1 pseudogene is annotated in these 20,119 nt (G+C 72.8%); it reads right to left on the minus strand.

Annotated features, from left to right (window positions below):
* Positions 1–114: 114 nt before the first annotated feature.
* A pseudogene (locus OHS18_RS08610) lies at positions 115–19,929 on the minus strand (SDR family NAD(P)-dependent oxidoreductase); the annotation flags it as partial.
* Between the last annotated feature and the right edge of the window lie 190 nt (positions 19,930–20,119).

The following is a 20,119-nucleotide window of genomic DNA, read 5'->3' on the forward strand; positions in this document are numbered from 1 at the left end:
GTCGTCCGGGACGGCGGTCAGCCCGGCCTCGATGCCGTCCAGTTCCGCCATCAGCCGCAGCACCGGGTCGGGGTTGGCCCGGCCCGGATCGAGCTGCGCCAGCAGGAAGCGGGTGAGCGCGGCCGGCGTCGGGTGGTCGAAGACCACGGTCGCCGGCAACGGCATCCCGGTCGCGGCGGTGAGCCGGTTGCGCAGCTCGACGGCGGTCATCGAGTCGAACCCGATCTCCTTGAACGCGCTGTCGCCGCCGACCGTGCCGCGGTCGTGGCCGAGCACCGCGGCGACCAGGTCCCCCACCAGCTCCAGCACGGTTTCCCCGCGCCGGGGCTCGGGCAGGCCCAGCAGCCGCTCGGCCCAGGACTGGCCGCCGCGCGCGACGGCTTCGCGCCGCCGCGGCCGGACGGCACCGGCGGCCGGCGTCCCGGTGGGCCGGGCCACGGGCACGGCGGCGGTCCGCAGCGCCTCGACGGTGAGCACGGGCGCTCCCGACTCGTCCGCCGCCACCAGCGATCCGTCCACAGTGGACCACCGGACGCGGAGGCTCGTGGCGCCCGTGGCGTGCAGGGTGATGCCCCGCCAGACCAGCGGTAGCCGGACCTCCCCGCCGGTCTCGTCCAGGTGCCGGCCGTGGGTGGCGGCGTCGAGCAGCGCGGGGTGGACGCCGTAGCCGCCGGTGTCGGTACCGGGCGGCAGCTCGACCTCCGCGTAGAGGTGCTCGCCGTCGCGCCAGGCGGCGACGAGCCCCTGGAAGAGCGGGCCGTAGGCGTAGCCGAGGTCGGCCGCGGTGTCGTAGCAGGCGGCGACGTCGACGGGTTCGGCGCCCGCGGGTGGCCAGGCGGCGAGCGACCCGGGGTCACCCTCCGGAACGCCGGGGGTGAGCACGCCGGTGGCGTGGCACGTCCACGTGGCGCCGGGGTCGCCGTCGGGCCGGGCGTGGACGGTGACCGCCCGGTGCCCGTCTTCGCCGGCCGCGCCGGCCACCACCTGGATCCGCACGCCGCCGCTGCCGGGCAGGGCGAGCGGGGTGGTGACGGTCAGTTCGGCGACGTGGCCGCACCCGACCTCGTCGGCGGCGTGGACGGCCAGGTCGGCGAAGGCCGCGCCGGGCACGAGCACGGCACCGCCGACGACGTGGTCGGCCAGCCACGGGTGGGTACCGCGCGAGAGACGGCCGGTGAGCACGACGCCGTCGGTCCCGGCCAGCTCCACCGTCGCGCCGAGCAGCGGGTGCGCGGCATCGGTGAGCCCGGCGGCGACGGGGTCGCCGGACCGGCCGCCGGCCACGAGCCAGTACGGCCGGCGTTGGAACGGGTAGGTGGGCAGGTCGACGTGCCGCCCGCCGTCGAGGACGTCCTCCCAGCGCACCGGCGCGCCATGAACGTACGCCTCCGCGGCGGAGGTCAGCATCCGTTGCCAGGAACCGTCGTCACGGCGAAGTGAGCCGATGGCCGTGCCGTACTCGATACCCATGGTCAGCACCGGGTGCGCGCTCACCTCGATGAACAGCGAATGTCCTTCTTCGGCCAGCTTCTCGACAATCTGTCCAAACAGGACGGTCTGACGGAGGTTGCGGAACCAGTACCCCGCGTCGAGTGCGGCGGTGTCGATCGGCGAACCCTCCACTGTGGAATAGAACGCGATCTCCGAAGTCTTCGGTTCGATTCCTGCGAGAAGCCCGAGAAGTTCGTCGCGGAGGCTGTCGATGTGCGCCGAATGCGACGCGTAGTCGACCGGGACCATCCGAGCCCGGGTTCCCTTGGCCTCGTAGGCGTCGACCAGCTTCTGCAAGGCGTCGCGATCACCAGAGATCACGGTGGCGGCGGGGCCGTTGATCGCCGCGATCTCGACACCGTCGGACAGTTCCAGGCTGTCGGCGGGCGCGGCGATGGAGGCCATGCCGCCGTTGCCGCCCATGGCCCGGATCGCCTTGCTTCGCAGCGCGACGACTTTCGCCGAGTCTTCCAGGGTGAGGGCTCCGGCGATGTAGGCGGCGGCGATTTCACCCTGGGAGTGCCCGACTACCGCGTCGGGTGTGACGCCGAGGGATTGCCAGAGGGTGGCGAGGCTGATCATGACGGCCCAGAGTGCGGGCTGGACCACGTCGACCCGGTCGAATCCGGGTGCGCCTTCGGCACCCCGCAGCACCTCTGTCAGGGACCAGTCGACGTGGGGCGTGAGAGCGTCCGCACAAGCCTGGATCTGCTCGGCGAACACCGGGCTGGTGTCCATCAGTTCGGCGGCCATCCCGGCCCATTGGGAACCCTGCCCGGGGAACACGAACACCGTCTTGCCCGGGACGACACTGCCGTGCACCACGTGAGCCGCCGGGGTGCCGGCGGCCAGGGCGGAGGCCCCGTCCAGCAGTGTGTCGCGGTCGTGGCCGAGAACGACCGCTCGGTGTTCGAAACCGGCCCTTGCGGCGAGGGTCCGGCCGACGTCCAGGGGGTCGAGGCCGGTGGTCTCGCGTAGCTGCTGCGCCTGGGCGAGGAGCGCGTCGGCGGTCTTGGCGGACAGCAGCCACGGCACCACGTCAACCGGAGGCGACGGCTCGGGCTCCGGCGCGATCGGCGGCTGTTCGATGATGACGTGCGCGTTGGTGCCGCTCACCCCGAACGACGACACTCCAGCCCGCTGCGGCCGTTCCGAGCTGTCCCACGGCTGTGCCTCGGTCAGCAGCTCCACCGCACCGGAAGTCCAGTCCACATGGGACGACGGTTCGTCCACATGCAACGTCCGCGGCAACTGCCCATGCCGCATCGCCTCGACCATCTTGATGATCCCCGCGACACCAGCAGCAGCCTGAGTATGCCCGATGTTCGACTTCACCGAACCAAGCCACAACGGACGGTCCCTGTCCTGGCCGTACGTCGCGAGCAACGCCTGGGCCTCGATCGGGTCACCCAACGTCGTGCCGGTGCCGTGAGCCTCCACGACATCGACGTCGGCGGGGTTCAGCCGGGCGTTGGCCAGGGCCTGGCGGATCACCCGCTCCTGCGACGGGCCGTTCGGCGCGGTCAGGCCATTCGACGCGCCGTCCTGATTGACCGCACTCCCCCGCACCACAGCGAGGACCCGGTGCCCGTGGCGCTGGGCGTCCGACAGGCGCTCCACCAGCAGCAGGCCCGCGCCTTCGGAGAAGCCGGTGCCGTCGGCGGCCGAGGCGAAGGCGCGGCAGCGGCCGTCCGTGGACAAACCGCGCTGACGGCCGAACTCGAGGAAGACCCCGGGAGTGGCCATCACCGTGACCCCGCCGGCCAGCGCCAGGGAACACTCGCCGCGCCGCAGCGCCTGGGTGGCCAGGTGCAGCGCCACCAGCGACGACGAACACGCCGTGTCCACCGTGACCGCCGGGCCTTCCAACCCGAAGGTGTAGGCCAGCCGGCCGGAGGCGACGCTCATGGTGGTGCCGGTGCCGACGTACCCGCCGAGTTCGGCCGGTACCCCGCCGGTGCCGCGGGCGTAGTCCTGCGCGATCGCGCCGACGAACACGCCCGCATCGGTCCCGCGCACCGCGGCCGGGTCGATCCCGGCCCGTTCGAACGTCTCCCACGCCGTTTCCAGCAGCAGCCGCTGCTGCGGGTCCATGGCCAGGGCCTCGCGCGGCGAGATCCCGAAGAACGCCGGGTCGAACCCGGCCGCGCCGGTCAGGAAACCGCCACCGCGGGTGTAGGTCGTGCCGACGCGGTCGGGATCCGGGTCGTACAGCCGGTCCAGGTCCCAGCCACGGTCGTCCGGGAACGGCGAGATGGCGTCCGTTCCGTCCGCCACCAGCCGCCACAGCTCCTCCGGGGAGGACACGCCGCCGGGGAAGCGGCACGCCATCCCGACGATCGCGATCGGCTCGTCGTCCCCGGTGGTCACGGCCGGCGCCGGGGCCCGGACCGCGGCCCGGGTGCCGAGCAGCTCGCCGCGCAGGTGCCGGGCCAGCGCCACCGGCGTCGGGTGGTCGAAGACGAGGGTCGCGGGCAGCCGGGCGCCGGTCGCGGTGGCGAGCCGGTTGCGCAGCTCGACCGCGGTGAGGGAGTCGAAACCGAGCTCTTTGAACGCCCGGTCCGCGTCGACCGCGGCCGGGGCGGCGTGCCCGAGCACCGCGGCGACGTGACTCCGCACGAGGTCGAGCAGGACGCCGTCCCGGTCCCCGTCCGGCAGCCCGGCCAGCCGGTCGGCCAGCGCGGACGCCGCCCGCCCGGACCCGTCGGCCAGCGCCCGGCGGGTGGGCGTGCGGACGAGTCCGCGCAGCAGCGCGGGCACGGCGGTGTGCGCCGCCGGGGCGGCCAGCCGGATCGGCACGAGCAGCGCGGCGTCCACCGCGCACGCGGCGTCGAACAGGGCGAGCCCCTGCTCCGCCGAGAGCGGGCGGACACCCGCGCGGGACATCCGGTCCCGGCCGGTGTGGTCCAGGTGCCCGGTCATCGCGCTACCCGGCTCCCACAGGCCCCAGGCCAGCGACGTCACGGGCCGCGCGGCGGTGCGGTGGTGCTGGGCGAACGCGTCGAGGAAGGCGTTGGCGGCCGCGTACCCGCCCTGGCCGGCGTTGCCCAGCACACCCGCGGCCGAGGAGAACACGACGAACGCGGCGAGGTCGTCGTCGCGGGTGAGGTCGTGCAGGTTCAGCACGGCGTCGACCTTCGGGCGCCGCGCGCGGGCCAGCCGCTCCGGCGTGAGCGCGTCGAGGACGCCGTCGTCGAGCACGCCGGCGGCGTGCACCACGGCGGTCAGCGGGTGCGCGTCGGGGATGCCGGCCAGCAGCCGCGCCAGAGCGTCGCGATCGGCGGCGTCGCAGGCGACCACCGACACGTCGGCGCCGAGGCCGGCGAGCTCCGCGGCGCCCGCGGCGGCCGGGCCCTGCCGGCCGGCCAGCACCAGGTGCCGGACGCCGTGTTCGGCGACGAGGTGGCGGGCCACCAGCCCGCCGAGGGTGCCGGTGCCGCCGGTGATCAGCACGGTGCCGTCCGGGTCGAGCCGCGGCGGCATCGTGAGCACGAGCTTGCCGGTGTGGCTGGCCTGGCTCATGATCCGGAACGCCTCGGGGGCGCGCCGCACGTCCCAGGTGCGGACCGGCAGTGGCCGCAGGGCACCCGATTCGAACAGCTCGACGAGCTCGCCGAGCAGCCGCCGGATCAGCTCCGGCGCGACTTCGCGCAGGTCGAAGGCCAGGTACGAACGTCCGGGGTACTCGGCCGCGACGCGCTCGGCGTCGCGGATGTCGGTCTTGCCCATCTCGGCGAAGCGGCCGCCTTCGGCGAGCAACCGCAGGGAGGCGTCGACGAACTCGCCCGCCAGGGAGTCGAGCACGACGTCGAAGCCGTGACCGCCGGTGCCGTCCCGGAACTTCGCCTCGAAGTCGAGGGTGCGGGAGGAGGCGATGTGCGCGTCGTCCAGGCCCAGCGCGCGCAGGGTGTCCCACTTGGCTTCGCTCGCGGTCGCGAAGACCTCGGCGCCCAGGTGCCGCGCGAGCTGGATCGCGGCCATCCCGACCCCGCCGGTCCCCGCGTGGATCAGGACCTTTTCGCCGCGTGCGAGGCGGGCCCACTCCCCCAGCCCGTAGCGGGCGGTCAGGAACACCACCGGCACCGACGCGGCCTGCTCGAACGACCAGCCCGCCGGCACCCGCGCGACGCTGCGGGCGTCGGCGACCACGACCGGGCCGAACGCGGCCGGGAACACGCCCAGCACCCGGTCCCCGGCGGCAAGTCCCGTCACCTCGGACCCGGTTTCGAGCACGACGCCCGCGCCCTCGCCGCCCATGACGGCCGCACCCGGGTACACACCCAGTGCGATGAGGACGTCCCGGAAGTTCAGGCCGGCCGCGTGCAACGCGATCCGGACCTGGCCGGGTTCCAGCGGGTCGGTGTCTACTGTGGACGGCAGCAGCGCCAGGCCGTCGAGCGTGCCGCGGGCCGCGGTGTCCAGCCGCCACGCACCCGGCGGGGGCACCAGCGCCGCGCTGCCGGGCCGCGCCAGCCGCGGTGCGCGGATTTCGGCACCGCGCACGGCGAGCTGCGGTTCGTCGTGCGCCACGGCGGTGGCGACCGCCCGCGGCACCAGCGCTTCCGCGTCGTCGTCGAGGTCCACCAGCACGAACCGGCCGGGGTGCTCCGACTGCGCGGTGCGGACCAGGCCCCACACCGCGGCGTGCGCGAGCCCGTCGACCGGATCGCCGTCGCGGGCCGCGACGGCGCCCCGGGTCAGCACGACCAGCCGGGACCCGGCGAACGCCTCGGTCGCCAGCCACTCCTGCAGCAGGGCCAGCACCCGGCTGGTGACCTCGTGCACTCCGGCGGCGAGATCGTCCCCGGTGACCGGTTCGAGAGGCAGCAGCACGAAGCCGGGCGCGTCCGCTTCGGCGAAGCCGGCGAGGTCCGGACGCGCCTCCATGCCGGCGACGCCGGTACCCAGCGCGGCCCACCGCGTGCCCGCGGCCGGCTCGACCGCGTCGACCGGGCTCCAGACCACCTCGAACAGGGCGTCGCCGACGCTCGGCGCACCGAGCGCACCGACGTCGACGGGGCGCGCGCCGAGCGAGCCGACCGTCACGACCGGGACGCCGTCGGCGCTCGTCGCGACGATCGAGACACCGTCGCCGTCCGGCCGGAGGGTGACCCGCAGACTGGTCGCGCCGCTGGCGTGCAGGGCGGCGCCGGTCCAGGCGAAGGGGAGCCGGATCGGGCCTTCTTCCTGGGCGAGCAGCAGCGGGTGCAGAGCGGCGTCGAGGAGCGCCGGGTGGATGCCGTAGCCGGTGACGTCGGTGCCTTCGGGCAGCCGGACCTCGGCGTGGATCACGTCGCCGTGGCGCCAGGCGGCGGTGAGGCCGCGGAAGACCGGGCCGTAGCGGTAGCCGCGCTCGGCGACCCGGTCGTAGAAGGCGCCGGTGTCGATGGTCTCGGCACCCGACGGCGGCCACTGCGCCGGCGCGGTTTCCGGCTGGTGCGCCGGTTGCGGCGCGACCCAGCCGGTGGCGTGCGACGTCCAGCCGGTGTCGAGCCCGTCGCGGACGGGCCGGGAGTGGACGGCCACCGCCCGCCGCCCGTCCGCCTCGGCGGCCCCGACGGTGACCTGGAGCCGGACGGCCTCGCCCGCCACCGGCAGCAGCGGGGCCTGCAAGACGAGTTCCTCGAGGTGGCCGCAGCCGAGGTGGTCGCCGGCGTGAACGGCCAGTTCGACGAAGGCGGTACCGGGCAGCAGGATCATGTCGTTCACTGCGTGGTCGGCGAGCCAGGGGTGGGTGGTGAGGGAGACGACACCGGTGGCGACGAGGCCGTCGCTGTCGGCGAGTTCGACGATCGACGCCAGCAACGGGTGCTCGGTGGTGGTCTGACCGAGGCTGCCGGGATCACCCGTCGTCGCGGGGCCGTCGAGCCAGTACTCCTGGCGCTGGAAGGGGTAGGTGGGCAGGTCGACGTGCCGCCCGCCGTCGAACAGAGCGTCCCAGTGGACGGAGGCGCCGTGGACGTAGGCTTCCGCGGCGGAGGTCAGCATGCGTTGCCAGGAGCCGTCGTCACGGCGGAGAGTGCCGATGGCTGTGCCGTGCTCGATACCCATGGTCAGTACCGGATGGGCACTCACCTCGACGAACAACGCATGCCCGTCTTCGGCGAGCTTCCCGGTCGTCTGCCCGAAAAGGACGGTCTGCCGAAGGTTCCGGAACCAGTAGCCGGCGTCGAGTGCGGCGGTGTCGATGGGGGCGGCTTCGACCGTGGAATAGAACGCGATCTTCGAGGTCTGCGGCTCGATTCCGGTAAGGATTTCGAGAAGTTCGTCGTGGAGGCTGTCGATGTGCGCCGAGTGCGACGCGTAGTCGACCGGGACCATCCGGGCCCGGGTTCCCTTGGCTTCGGAGGCGTCGACCAGCTTCTGCAGGGCATCGCGATCACCGGAGATGACCGTGGCGTTGGGGCCGTTGATCGCGGCGATTCCGACACCGTCGGGGAGGGTGAGAGTGTCGGCGGGGGCGGCGATGGAGGCCATGCCGCCGTTGCCACCCATGGCCCGGATCGCCTTGCTTCGCAGTGCGACGACCTTCGCCGAGTCTTCCAGGGTGAGCGCTCCGGCGATGTAGGCGGCGGCGATCTCCCCTTGCGAATGACCCACCACCGCGTCCGGGGTGACTCCGAGGGACTGCCAGAGGGTCGCCAGGCTGATCATGACGGCCCAGAGGCTCGGTTGGACCACGTCGACCCGGTCGAATCCGGGCGCGTTTTCTTTCTCCAGCAGGACGTCGGTCAACGACCAGTCGACATGGGGGGCGAGGGCGTCTGCGCAGGCCTGGATCTGGTCGGCGAACACGGGACTGGTGTCCATCAGCTCCACGGCCATCGCGGCCCATTGGGAACCTTGGCCGGGGAACACGAACACCGTCTTGCCGGGCGTGACCGTGCCCTGCACTACCTGGGGTGCGGGCATTCCGGTGGCCAGCGCGGTGAGACCGTCGGACAGGTCGTCGGTGCTCCGGCCGAGCACCACGGCCCGGTGCTCGAACCGGGCCCGGGCCGCCAGGGACCGGGCGACGTCCCGGACGTCACCGGAGACGTGCTCCACGAGCCGCTCGGCCTGCGCGGTGACGGCCTCGGCCGTCTTCGCCGACAGCAGCCACGGCACCACGGACAGGGGAGCTTCCGGGGCGGACGTCTCCGGAAGGGCCGGCTGTTCCAGGATGACGTGCGCGTTGGTGCCACTGACCCCGAAGGATGACACTCCGGCCCGGCGCGGCCGGTCCGCGTCCCATGGCTGTGCTTCGGTCAGCAGTTCGACGGCACCGGACGTCCAGTCCACATGGGACGACGGTTCGTCCACATGCAACGTCCGCGGCAACTGCCCGTGTCGCATCGCTTCGACCATCTTGATGATCCCGGCGACGCCGGCGGCGGCCTGGGTGTGGCCGATGTTGGACTTGACCGACCCCAGCCACAGTGGACAGTCCCGGTCCTGGCCGTAGGTCGCGAGCAACGCCTGAGCCTCGATCGGGTCACCCAAGGTCGTGCCGGTGCCGTGGGCCTCCACGACGTCGATGTCGGCGGGGTTCAGCCGGGCGTTGGCGAGGGCCTGGCGGATCACTCGCTCCTGCGACGGGCCGTTCGGCGCGGTCAGGCCGTTGGAGGCACCGTCCTGGTTGACCGCGCTCCCCCGCACCACAGCGAGGACCTGGTGGCCGTTGCGTTGGGCGTCCGAGAGTCGCTCGACCAGGAGCAGACCGACGCCTTCGCCCCAGCCGGTGCCGTCGGCGGCGTCGGCGAAGGGCTTGCAGCGCCCGTCCGGGGACAGGCCGCGCTGGCGGCTGAAGCCGACGAACGTGCCGGGCGTCGCCATCACCGTCACCCCGCCCGCCAGCGCGAGGGAACACTCCCCGCGCCGCAGGGCTTGGGCCGCGAGGTGCAGTGCCACCAGCGACGACGAGCACGCCGTGTCGATCGTGACGGCGGGGCCTTCGAGCCCGAAGGTGTAGGCCAGCCGGCCCGACGCCACGCTTCCCGCGCTGCTGGTCGCGTAGTACGACTCGAGGTCTTCCGGGATGTTGCCGACCGCGAACCGCATGCCGTAGTCGTTGTACATCACTCCGGCGAACACGCCCGTGTCGCTGCCGCGCACCGAACCCGGGTCGATTCCCGCCCGTTCGAACGCCTCCCACGCCGTCTCCAGCAGCAGCCGCTGCTGCGGGTCCGTCGCGGCGGCTTCGCGCGGTGACATCCCGAAGAAGCCCGGGTCGAAGTCGCCTGCGTCGTACAGGAAGCCGCCTTCGCGGGTGTAGGACGTTCCCGGGTGCTCGGGGTCCGGGTCGTAGAGCCCGGCGAGGTCCCAGCCCCGGCCCGTGGGGAACGGGCCGATCGCGTCGCCGCCGTCGGCGACCAGCCGCCACAGGTCTTCCGGCGACGACACGCCGCCGGGGAACCGGCAGGCCATGCCGACGATCGCGACCGGCTCGTCGAGGTCCGTGGCCGCGACCGCCACCCGGGCCGCCCGCTGCGCCCCGAGCACGAGGTCCCGCAGGTGCCGGGCCAGGGCCGCCGGGTTCGGGTAGTCGAACACGAGCGTCGCGGGCAGGCGGACGCCGGTCGCGGTGCTCAGCCGGTTGCGCAGCTCCACCGCGGTCAGCGAGTCGAACCCCAGCCCGCTGAACGCGCCGGCCGGGTCGACCGCGGCCGGCGACGCGTGCCCGAGCACCGCGGCGGTGGTGCCGAGCACGAGGTCGAGCAGCACCGTGTCCTGTTCGGACTCCGGAAGCCCCGAAAGCCGTTGCGCCAGCGCGGAAGCACCGGTCGTGCCGGAGACGCGCCGGACCGGCGCGCGGATGATCCCGCGCAGCAACGGCGCGATCTCACCCTCGGCGGCCTGCGCCCGCAGAGCCGCGCGGTCGAACCGAGCCGGCACCAGCAACGCTTCGCTGGATCCGCAGGCGGTGTCGAAGAGTGTGAGGCCTTCTTCGGTGGTGATGGGGGTGATGCCGTTGTGGTGGAGGCGGTGGTGTGCGGTGTGGTCGAGGTGTCCGGTCATGCCGGTGGCGTCTTGCCAGAGTCCCCAGGCGAGGGAGACGGCGGGTTGTCCTTGGGTGTGGCGGTGGTGGGCGAGGGCGTCGAGGTAGGTGTTGGCGGCGGCGTAGTTGGCTTGTCCGGGTGTGCCGAGGGTGCCGGCGAGGGAGGAGAACAGCACGAACGCGTCGAGGTTTCCGGTGAGTTCGTGGAGGTTCCGGGCGGCGTCGATTTTGGGTCGTAGGACCGTATCCAGTTGTTGTGGGGTGAGGGTTTCCACCACCGCGTCGTCGAGGACGCCGGCGGCGTGAATCACCGCGGTCAGCGGGGGTTCGATCCTGTTGAGGAGGGTGGTGAGGTCGTCGCGGTCGGCGGCGTCGCAGGCGACGATGTCGACGTGAGCACCCAGCTCGGTGAGTTCCCGGTGGAGCTCGAAAGCACCGGGGGCGTGGGGGCCGCGTCGGCTGGTCAGTACCAGGTGCCGGATGTGGTGGTGGGTGGTGAGGTGGCGGGCGATGGTGGTGGCGAGGGTGCCGGTGCCGCCGGTGATGAGGACGGTCCCGTCGGGGTTGAAGGTGGCGGGTTGGGTGGTGGTGGGGGTGAGTCGGGGTGTGTAGATGTGGCCGTCGCGGATGGCGAGTTGGGGTTCGCCGGTGGCGACGGCGGCCGGGATCGCCCGGGCCGAGGCGGGGTTGTTGTCGAGGTCGATGAGGATGATCCGGTCGGGGTGTTCACTCTGGGCGCTGCGGATGAGGCCCCAGACCGGTGCTGCGGTGAGGTCGAGGGTGTCGTGGGGTTGTGTGGCGATGGCGTTGTGGGTGGTGATGAGGAGGGTGTTGTCGTTGTGGGTGAGGTGGTGTTGGAGGTGGTGGAGGGTGTCGTGCACGGTTTCGGTGGGGCTGTGGTGGCTGGGTTCGATGTGCAGGGTTGTGTAGTCGGTGGTGTGGTGGCCGGGGGTGGCGGGGACCCACTCCACCCGGAACAGCGAACGCTGGGCGACCAGGTCGTTCGTCGCGGCTTCCCGGCTCAGCAGCGACTCCACGGTCACCACCGGAACTCCGGCTCCGTCCACTGCGGACACCGCGACGGCGTCGTCCGCCCGAGCGGACAGCCGGACCCGCAGGACCCGCGTGTCAGTCGGCCGGACGGCCACACCCTGCCACGAGAACGGCAGCCGGACGCCCCGCGTGCCACGGCGATCGACCACCGCGAGGTGCAGCGCCGCGTCGAGCAAGGCCGGGTGGACGTCGAACCCGGTGACGTCAGTGTCCTCGGGCACCGCGACCTCGGCGTACATGTCCTCCCCGGCGCGCCAGGCCGCGACGAGCCCCTGGAACAGCGCGCCGTACTCGTAGCCCGCAGCAGCCAGTTCGTCGTAACAGCCGTCGATGTCGATCGGCTCGGCACTAGCCGGCGGCCACTCCGCGGGGAAGTCCCCGGCCGAAGCGCCGTCCTCGGGGGCGACGCGGCCAGAGGCGTGCCGCACCCAGTCCTCGTCGTCGTCCGCAGGCCGGGAATGGATCTCGACCTCACGGCGTCCGTCTGCACCGGCGGCGCCGATCACGACCTGGAGGTGACGAGCGTCGGGCCCGGCCAGCACGAGCGGCGCTTCCAGGGTCAGCTCGTCCACGTGTCCGCAGTGGACGCTCCGGCCGACGTGCCCGGCCAGCTCGACGAACGCGGTCCCGGGCAGCAGGACGGTACCGTTGACGGCGTGGTCCGCGAGCCACGGATGCGTGGCCAGGGACAGCTTGCCGGTGGCGAGGAGCCCGTCGGTGCCGGCGAGCGTGACGGTCGCACCGAGCAGCGGATGCCCGGCCGGGACCTGGCCGATACTGCCGGGATCACCCGTCACCGGGCTGTCGAGCCAGTAGTCCTGACGTTGGAACGGGTAGGTGGGCAGATCGACGTGCCGCCCGCCGTGGAGAAGAGCGTCCCAGTCGACGGAGGCGCCGTGGACGTAGGCTTCCGCGGCGGAGGTCAGCATCCGCAGCCAGGAGCCGTCGTCACGGCGCAGTGAGCCGATGGCTGTGCCGTGCTCGATACCCATGGTGAGTACGGGATGGGCGCTTACCTCGATGAACAGTGCGTGCCCGTCTTCGGCGAGCTTCCCGGTTGTCTGTCCGAAGAGGACTGTCTGGCGGAGGTTGCGGAACCAGTATCCGGCGTCGAGTGCGGCGGTGTCGATGGGGGCACCCTCGACTGTGGAGTAGAACGCGATTTCCGAAGTTCTCGGTGCAATGCCGTCGAGTAGGGCGAGGAGTTCGTCGTGGAGGCTGTCGATGTGCGCCGAGTGTGAGGCGTAGTCGACCGGGACCATCCGCGCCCGGATCCCGTTGGACTCGGAAGCGTCGACCAGATTCTGCAAGGCGTCGCGATCACCCGAGATCACCGTGGCGTTGGGTCCGTTGATCGCGGCGATTCCGACGCCCTCAGGCAGAGCGAGGCTGTCGGCCGGCGCGGCGATGGACGCCATGCCGCCGTTGCCGCCCATGGCCCTGATCGCCTTGCTCCGCAACGCGACAACCTTCGCCGAGTCCTCCAGCGACAACGCTCCCGCAATGTAGGCCGCGGCGATCTCACCCTGCGAATGACCCACCACCGCGTCGGGGACGACTCCGAGAGATCGCCAGAGGGTCGCCAGGCTGATCATGACCGCCCACAACGCGGGCTGGACCACGTCGACCCGATCGAACCCAGGCGCACCTTCGGCACCCCGCAGGACGTCAGTCAACGACCAGTCGATGTGTGGGGCGAGGGCGTTTGCGCAGGCCTGGATCTGGTCGGCGAACACGGGACTGGCGTCCATCAGTTCGGCGGCCATCCCGGCCCATTGGGAGCCTTGGCCGGGGAACACGAACACCGTCTTGCCCGGGACCACACTGCCCCGCACTACCTGGGGTGCGGGCATTCCGGTGGCCAGCGCGGTCAGCCCGTCCCGGAGTTCGTCGCGGTCGCGCCCGAGGATGACTGCGCGCTGCTCGAACCGCGCCCGGCCGATCAAAGACCGGCCGACATCCACGAGGTCGAGGTCAGTGGTCTCGCGCAGCTGCAGCGCCTGGGCGAGGAGCGCGTCGGTGGTCTTGGCCGACAGCACCCACGGCACCACCTCGACCGGAGAGGAAGGCTCGGGTTCTTCCACGGCTGGTGGTTGCTCGATGATCACGTGCGCGTTGGTGCCGCTCACCCCGAAGGACGACACCCCGGCCCGACGCGGCCGCTCCACATCCCACGGCTGCGTCTCGGTCAGCAGTTCGACGGCACCGGACGTCCAGTCCACATGGGACGACGGTTCGTCCACATGCAACGTCCGCGGCAACTGTTCATGCCGCATCGCCTCGACCATCTTGATGATCCCGGCGACACCGGCGGCGGCTTGGGTGTGCCCGATGTTGGACTTCACCGATCCGAGCCACAGTGGACGGTCGCGGTCCTGGCCGTACGTCGCGAGCAACGCCTGGGCTTCGATGGGGTCACCCAACGTCGTGCCGGTGCCGTGAGCCTCCACCACATCGACGTCGGCGGGCGAAAGCCGGGCGTTGGCGAGGGCCTGGCGGATCACCCGCTCCTGGGACGGGCCGTTGGGTGCGGTGAGACCGTTGGACGCACCGTCCTGATTGACCGCACTCCCCCGCACCACAGCGAGAACCTGATGGCCGTTGCGTTGGGCGTCCGACAGTCGCTCGACCAGCAGCAGACCGACGCCTTCGCCCCAGCCGGTGCCGTCGGCAGCGTCGGCGAAGGGCTTGCAGCGCCCGTCCGGGGACAACCCGCGCTGGCGGCTGAAGCCGACGAACGTGCTCGGCGTCGCCATCACCGTGACGCCGCCGGCCAGCGCCAGGGAACACTCCCCACGTCGCAGGGCCTGCGCGGCCAGGTGCAACGCCACCAGCGACGACGAACACGCCGTGTCCACGGTGACGGCGGGGCCCTCCAGCCCGAAGGTGTAGGCCAGCCGGCCCGACGCGACACTTCCCGCGCTGCTCGTCGCGTAGTACGACTCCAGGTCCTCGGGGAGGTGACCGGCCGCGAAGCGGGTCGCGTAGTCGTCGTACATGACCCCGGTGAACACGCCGGTGTTGCTGCCGCGCACCGAACCCGGGTCGATCCCGGCCCGTTCGAACGTCTCCCAGGCCGTCTCCAGCAGCAGCCGCTGCTGCGGGTCGGTCGCGGCGGCTTCGCGCGGTGACATCCCGAAGAACGCCGGGTCGAACGCCGCCGCGTCGTAGAGGAAACCTCCCTCGCGGGCGTAGGACGTACCCGCCCGGTCGGGGTCCGGGTCGTACAGGCCGGCGAGGTCCCAGCCGCGGTCGGCCGGGAACGGGCCGATGGCGTCGCCGCCTTCGGCGACCAGCCGCCACAGGTCTTCCGGCGACGACACGCCACCGGGGAACCGGCAGGCCATGCCGACGATCGCGACCGGCTCGTCCGTGGCCGTCGCCGCGATCACCGGCGCCGGTGCCGCCGGGGCGCCACCGAGTCCGGTGTGCAGGAAGGCGGCCAGGGCGGCCGGGTTCGGGTGGTCGAAGATCAGCGTCGCGGGCAGGCGCAGCCCGGTCGCGGCGCCGAGCCGGTTGCGCAGTTCCACGGCCGTCAGCGAGTCGAAGCCCAGGTCGGCGAACGCGCCGGCCGGGTCGATCGCGGCCGGTGACGCGTGGCCCAGTACCGCCGCGGTGGTCGTGCGGACGAGGTCGAGGAGCTGTTCCGGGCTCGAGGTGGCCTCGAGCCGGACCGGCGCCGCCGTGGCCCGGCGGGCCGGCAGGATCGCGCGCAGCACCGCGGGCGGATCTTCGACGGGTCGTGACGACACGGCGAGGGGCGCCAGGGTGGCCGCGGGGGTGCGCAGGGCGTCGTCGAACAGGGCGAGCGCGTGTTCCGCGCTCAGGGGGAGCGTGCCGGTGCGGCGGAGGCGCTGCCGGTCGGTGGCCGTCAGGTCTCCGGCCATGCCGGTGGCGTCTTCCCAGAGGCCCCAGGCCAGGGAGGTGGCAGGCAGGCCCTGGGTGTGGCGGTGGTGGGCCAGGGCGTCGAGGAAGGTGTTGGCGGCGGCGTAGGCGCCTTGCCCGGCGTTGCCGATGGTGCCCGCGAGGGAGGAGAACAGGACGAACGCGTCGAGGTCGCCGGTGAGTTCGTGCAGGTTCCAGGCGGCGTCGATCTTGGGCCGCAGGACCGTGTCCAGTTGCTGTGGTGTGAGGGTTTCCACCACCGCGTCCTCGAGGACGCCGGCGGTGTGGACGACGGCGCTGAGCGGTGGCTCGATCCCGTCGAGGAGGGCAGCGAGGGCGTCGCGGTCGGCGGCGTCGCAGGCGACGATGTCGACGCGGGCGCCCAGCTCGGTGAGTTCGTGGTGGAGTTCCGGTGCCCCCGGTGCGTCTGGGCCGCGCCGGCTGATGAGGGTCAGGTGCCGGACCCCGCGGGTGACGAGGTGGCGGGCGGTGAGGCGGCCGAGGGTGCCGGTGCCGCCGGTGACGAGCACCGTGCCGGCCGGATTCCACTCCGCGGCGTCCGGCCGGGGTGCGGGTGCGGGCGCGAGCCGCGGTGTCACCACGACGCCACCGCGGACGGCGAGCTGTGCCTCCCCGGTGGCCGCGGCGGCCGCCACCGCGGTCCGCGACGCGGGGTCGTCGTCGACGTCGACGAGCACGAACCGGCCCGGGTGCTCGGCCTGCGCGGCGCGCACCAGGCCCCACAGGGGTGCCGCGGCGGGCTCGACGGGTTCGCCGGCGCCGGTGGCCACCGCGTGCCGCGTGACGACGACCAGCGGGCCGTCTTCGGCATCGGCGAGCCGCTCCTGGATCCGGCGCAGGGCCGCGTGGGCCGCGGCTCGCGCACCTTCCGCGCCGTCGCCGGCCGGCTCGGGCTCCCACACCGTCAGGTCTGTTGTGGACTCCGGTGCCACGATCGGCTGCCAGTCCATTGTGTACAGTGCGCCACGGCGGCTCGGACCCGCGGCGAGCTGCGCGGCGGCTACCGGGCGGGTCACCAGCGCGTCGACGGTGAGCACCGGAGCACCCGATTCGTCGGTCGCCAGCAACGAAATCCGATCGTCCGAAGTGGACAGGTGCACGCGGAGCGCGGTGGCTCCGGTGGCGTGCAGGGTCACTCCGGACCACGAGAACGGCAGCCGGAGCTCGTCGCCGGCGCGGTCGAGGAGCTGGACGTGCAGGGCCGCGTCCAGCAGGGCGGGGTGCAGGCCGAAGCCCGTGACGTCGGTGCCCTCGGGCAGGCGTACTTCGGCGTAGCGGTCGGTCCCCCGCCGCCAGGCGGAACGCACGCCGGCGAACAGCGGGCCGTACTCGTAGCCGTCGCCGGCCAGGTCGGCGTAGAAGCCGGTGACCTCGACCGGGACGGCGTCCGGCGGCGGCCAGGCCGCCGGGGGAACCGGGGCGGCCGGGGTGTCGGTGGTCAGCTGCCCGGTGGCGTGGCGGACCCATTCGCCGTCGTCCGCGTCGTCGGGCGCGGAGTGGACGGCGAACCGGCGCTGCCCGTGCTCGCCAGGGGCGCCGACGGTGACCTGCACACGGCGGGCGGTGTCGAGGACCAGCGGTGCTTCGACGACCAGGTCGGCGAGGTGGCCGCAGCGGACGTGGTCACCGGCGCGGACGGCCATCTCGACGAACGCCGCCGCGGGCAGCAGGACGGTGCCGGCGACCGCGTGATCGGCCAGCCAGGGGTGGGAGGCCGGGGAAAGCCGCCCGGTCGCGACGACGCCGTCGGAGTCGGCCAGCTCGACGACGGCCCCCAGCAGCTGGTGCCCGGAGGTGGCGAGCCCGAGCCCGGCCGCGTCCGCCGGAGCTGCGCCGCTGTCGAGCCAGAAAGTGTCGTGCTGGAAGGGGTAGGTGGGGAGAGACACCCGGTGGTGTTCGGGGTGCAGGGTGTCCCAGTCGAGAGCGACGCCGTGGGCGTGCACCGTCGCCAACGCCGCCGTGAACGTGTCGGGTTTGTCGGGGCTCAGGACCGCAACCGCGGGAACATCCCCGGCCAGAGCGGTCAACGTCGCCGCCGGACCCAGCTCCAGCAACACCGTGACACCGCGCTCGCGCAAAGTCCTCAGACCGTCGGCGAACCGAACCGTGGCCCGCACATGCTCCACCCAGTAACCCGGATCGGACAACACCCCCGACAGATCACCGGTCACGTTCGACACCACCGGAATCGTCGGCGACCGATACGTGACCGTGTCGGCGACTTCCCGGAACCGGGCCAGCATCGGCTCCATCAACGGCGAATGAAACGCATGCGACACCACCAGCCGCTTGGTCCGCCGGCCCGGGAACCCGGCCGCGACCTCCGCCACCGCCGCCTCCGGACCCGAGATCACCACCGAACCGGGAGCGTTGACCGCCGCCACCGACACCCCCGCCGGCAACACCAGCTCCTCCTCACCGGCCTCGAGCGCGAACATCGCACCACCAGCCGGAAGCGCCTGCATCAACCGGCCCCGCGCCGCCACCAGCCGGCACGCGTCACCCAGATCGAACACCCCACCCAGATACGCCGCGGCGATCTCCCCGACCGAATGCCCGATCAGATAATCCGGAACCACACCGCAATGGGTGACCAACCGGAACAACGCCACTTCCACCGCGAACAACGCCGCCTGCGTCCCCGCCGTCCGATCCAGCAGAACCCGATCACCGAGCACCTCCCGCACCGGCCGTTCCAGCAACGGATCCAGCACCGCACACACCTCGTCGAACGCCGCCGCGAACACCGGCTCCGACTCGTACAACCCGGCACTCATACCGGGATACTGCGAACCCTGACCACTGAACATGAACCCCAGCACCGCACCACCGGCCGGCACCGTCGCGGTGACCACATTCGCCGCCACCCGGCCCTGCGCCACCGCCCGCAGACCCTCCCGCAACGCAGACCCGTCACCAGCACCGTCACCGATCACCACCGCCCGATGCGGCAACGCCGCCCGGGTCATCCCCAACGACCACGCCACCGCACCCGCGTCCGCATCCTCCACCGCACCGGCCACCCGCCCGGCCAGCTCCCGCAACCCCCCACCCGAACCCGCCGACACCGACCACAACACCACACCCGAACCCGACACCGACCCCGACACCGGAAGCGGCTCCGGGACGTCGCCCTCTTCGAGGATCACGTGGGCGTTCGTGCCGCTGATGCCGAAGGACGACACCCCGGCGCGCCGCGGCGCGTCGTCGGTCCGCGGCCACTCGAGGGGCTCGGTCACCGGGCGGACCGCGCCCGACGTCCAGTCCACCCGCGGGGTCGGCTCCGTGACGTGCAGGGTCGGCGGTACCAGGCCGTGGCGCAGCGCGAGGACCGTCTTGATCACGCCGGCCACGCCCGCGGCCGCCTGGGCGTGGCCGATGTTCGACTTCACCGAACCCAGCCACACCGGCCGCTCGCGGCCGGCGCCGTAGGTGGCCTGCAACGCCCGGGCCTCGATCGGGTCGCCGAGGACGGTGCCGGTACCGTGCGCCTCGACGACGTCGACGTCCGATGTGGACAGTCGGGCGTCGGCGAGGGCCTGGCGGATCACGCGTTCCTGCGACGGGCCGTTCGGCGCGGTCAGCTGGCTGCTCGTGCCGTCCTGGTTGACCGACGAACCGCGCACCACCGCCAGGACCGGGTGGCCGAGCCGCCGCGCCTGCGAAAGCCGTTCCAGCACCAGGACGCCGACGCCTTCGCCGAGGCCGGTGCCCGCGGCGTCCGCGGAGAACGCGCGGACGCGGGCGTCCGGCGCGAGGCCGCGCTGGCGGCTGAAGTCGATCAGCGCGGCCGGGGTGGACATCACGGTCACGCCGCCGGCGATCGCCTGCGAGCACTCACCTCGCCGCAGCGCCTGCACGGCCAGGTGCAGTGCCACCAGCGACGACGAGCACGCGGTGTCGATCGTGACGGCGGGACCCTCGAACCCGAAGGTGTAGGCCAGGCGGCCGGAGGCGATGCTGCCCGCGCTGCCGTTGAGGACGTAGCCCTCGATGTCCTCGGGTACCCGGCGCAGCCGTGAGCCGTAGTCGTTGTACATCACGCCGGTGAACACGCCGGTGTCGGTGCCCCGCAGCGACGGCATCGGGATGCCCGCCTGCTCGACGGCCTCCCACGTCACCTCCAGCAGCAGCCGCTGCTGCGGGTCGGTGGCCAGTGCTTCGCGGGGCGAGATCCCGAAGAAGGCCGGGTCGAACCCGGCGGCGTCGTGCAGGAACCCGCCCTCGCGCGCCGAGCAGCTGCCCGGGCGTTCGCCGGCGGGGTCGTGCAGCCGCGCCAGGTCCCAGCCGCGGTCCTCGGGGAACGGCGTGATGGCGTCCCCGCCGGAAGCGACCAGCCGCCACAGGTCCTCCGGCGTGCGCACCCCGCCGGGGAAGCGGCAGGCCATCCCGACGATCGCGATCGGCTCGCGCTGCGCCGACTCGGCCTCCTGCAGGCGGCGGCGGGTCTGGTGCAGGTCGGCCGTGACCCGCTTGAGGTACTCGCGGAGCTTGTCTTCGTTCGCCATCGGCAGGGGTTCTCCTTGGACGACCACGGCACGCGGGCACGACTGACCGACGTGCCCGACGAGCACCGTCGGACGTCGCGCTAACGCCCCCCTTTGCCCGGTCTAAAGGCAGCGCTGCTTTAGACCGGGCAAAGGGGCTCCTTAGCCGGGCCCGCGACGCTCGGCCGACGCCACCCTGGACCGT

The organism is Amycolatopsis sp. NBC_00355, assembly GCF_036104975.1.
Taxonomy (GTDB): Bacteria; Actinomycetota; Actinomycetes; order Mycobacteriales; family Pseudonocardiaceae; genus Amycolatopsis.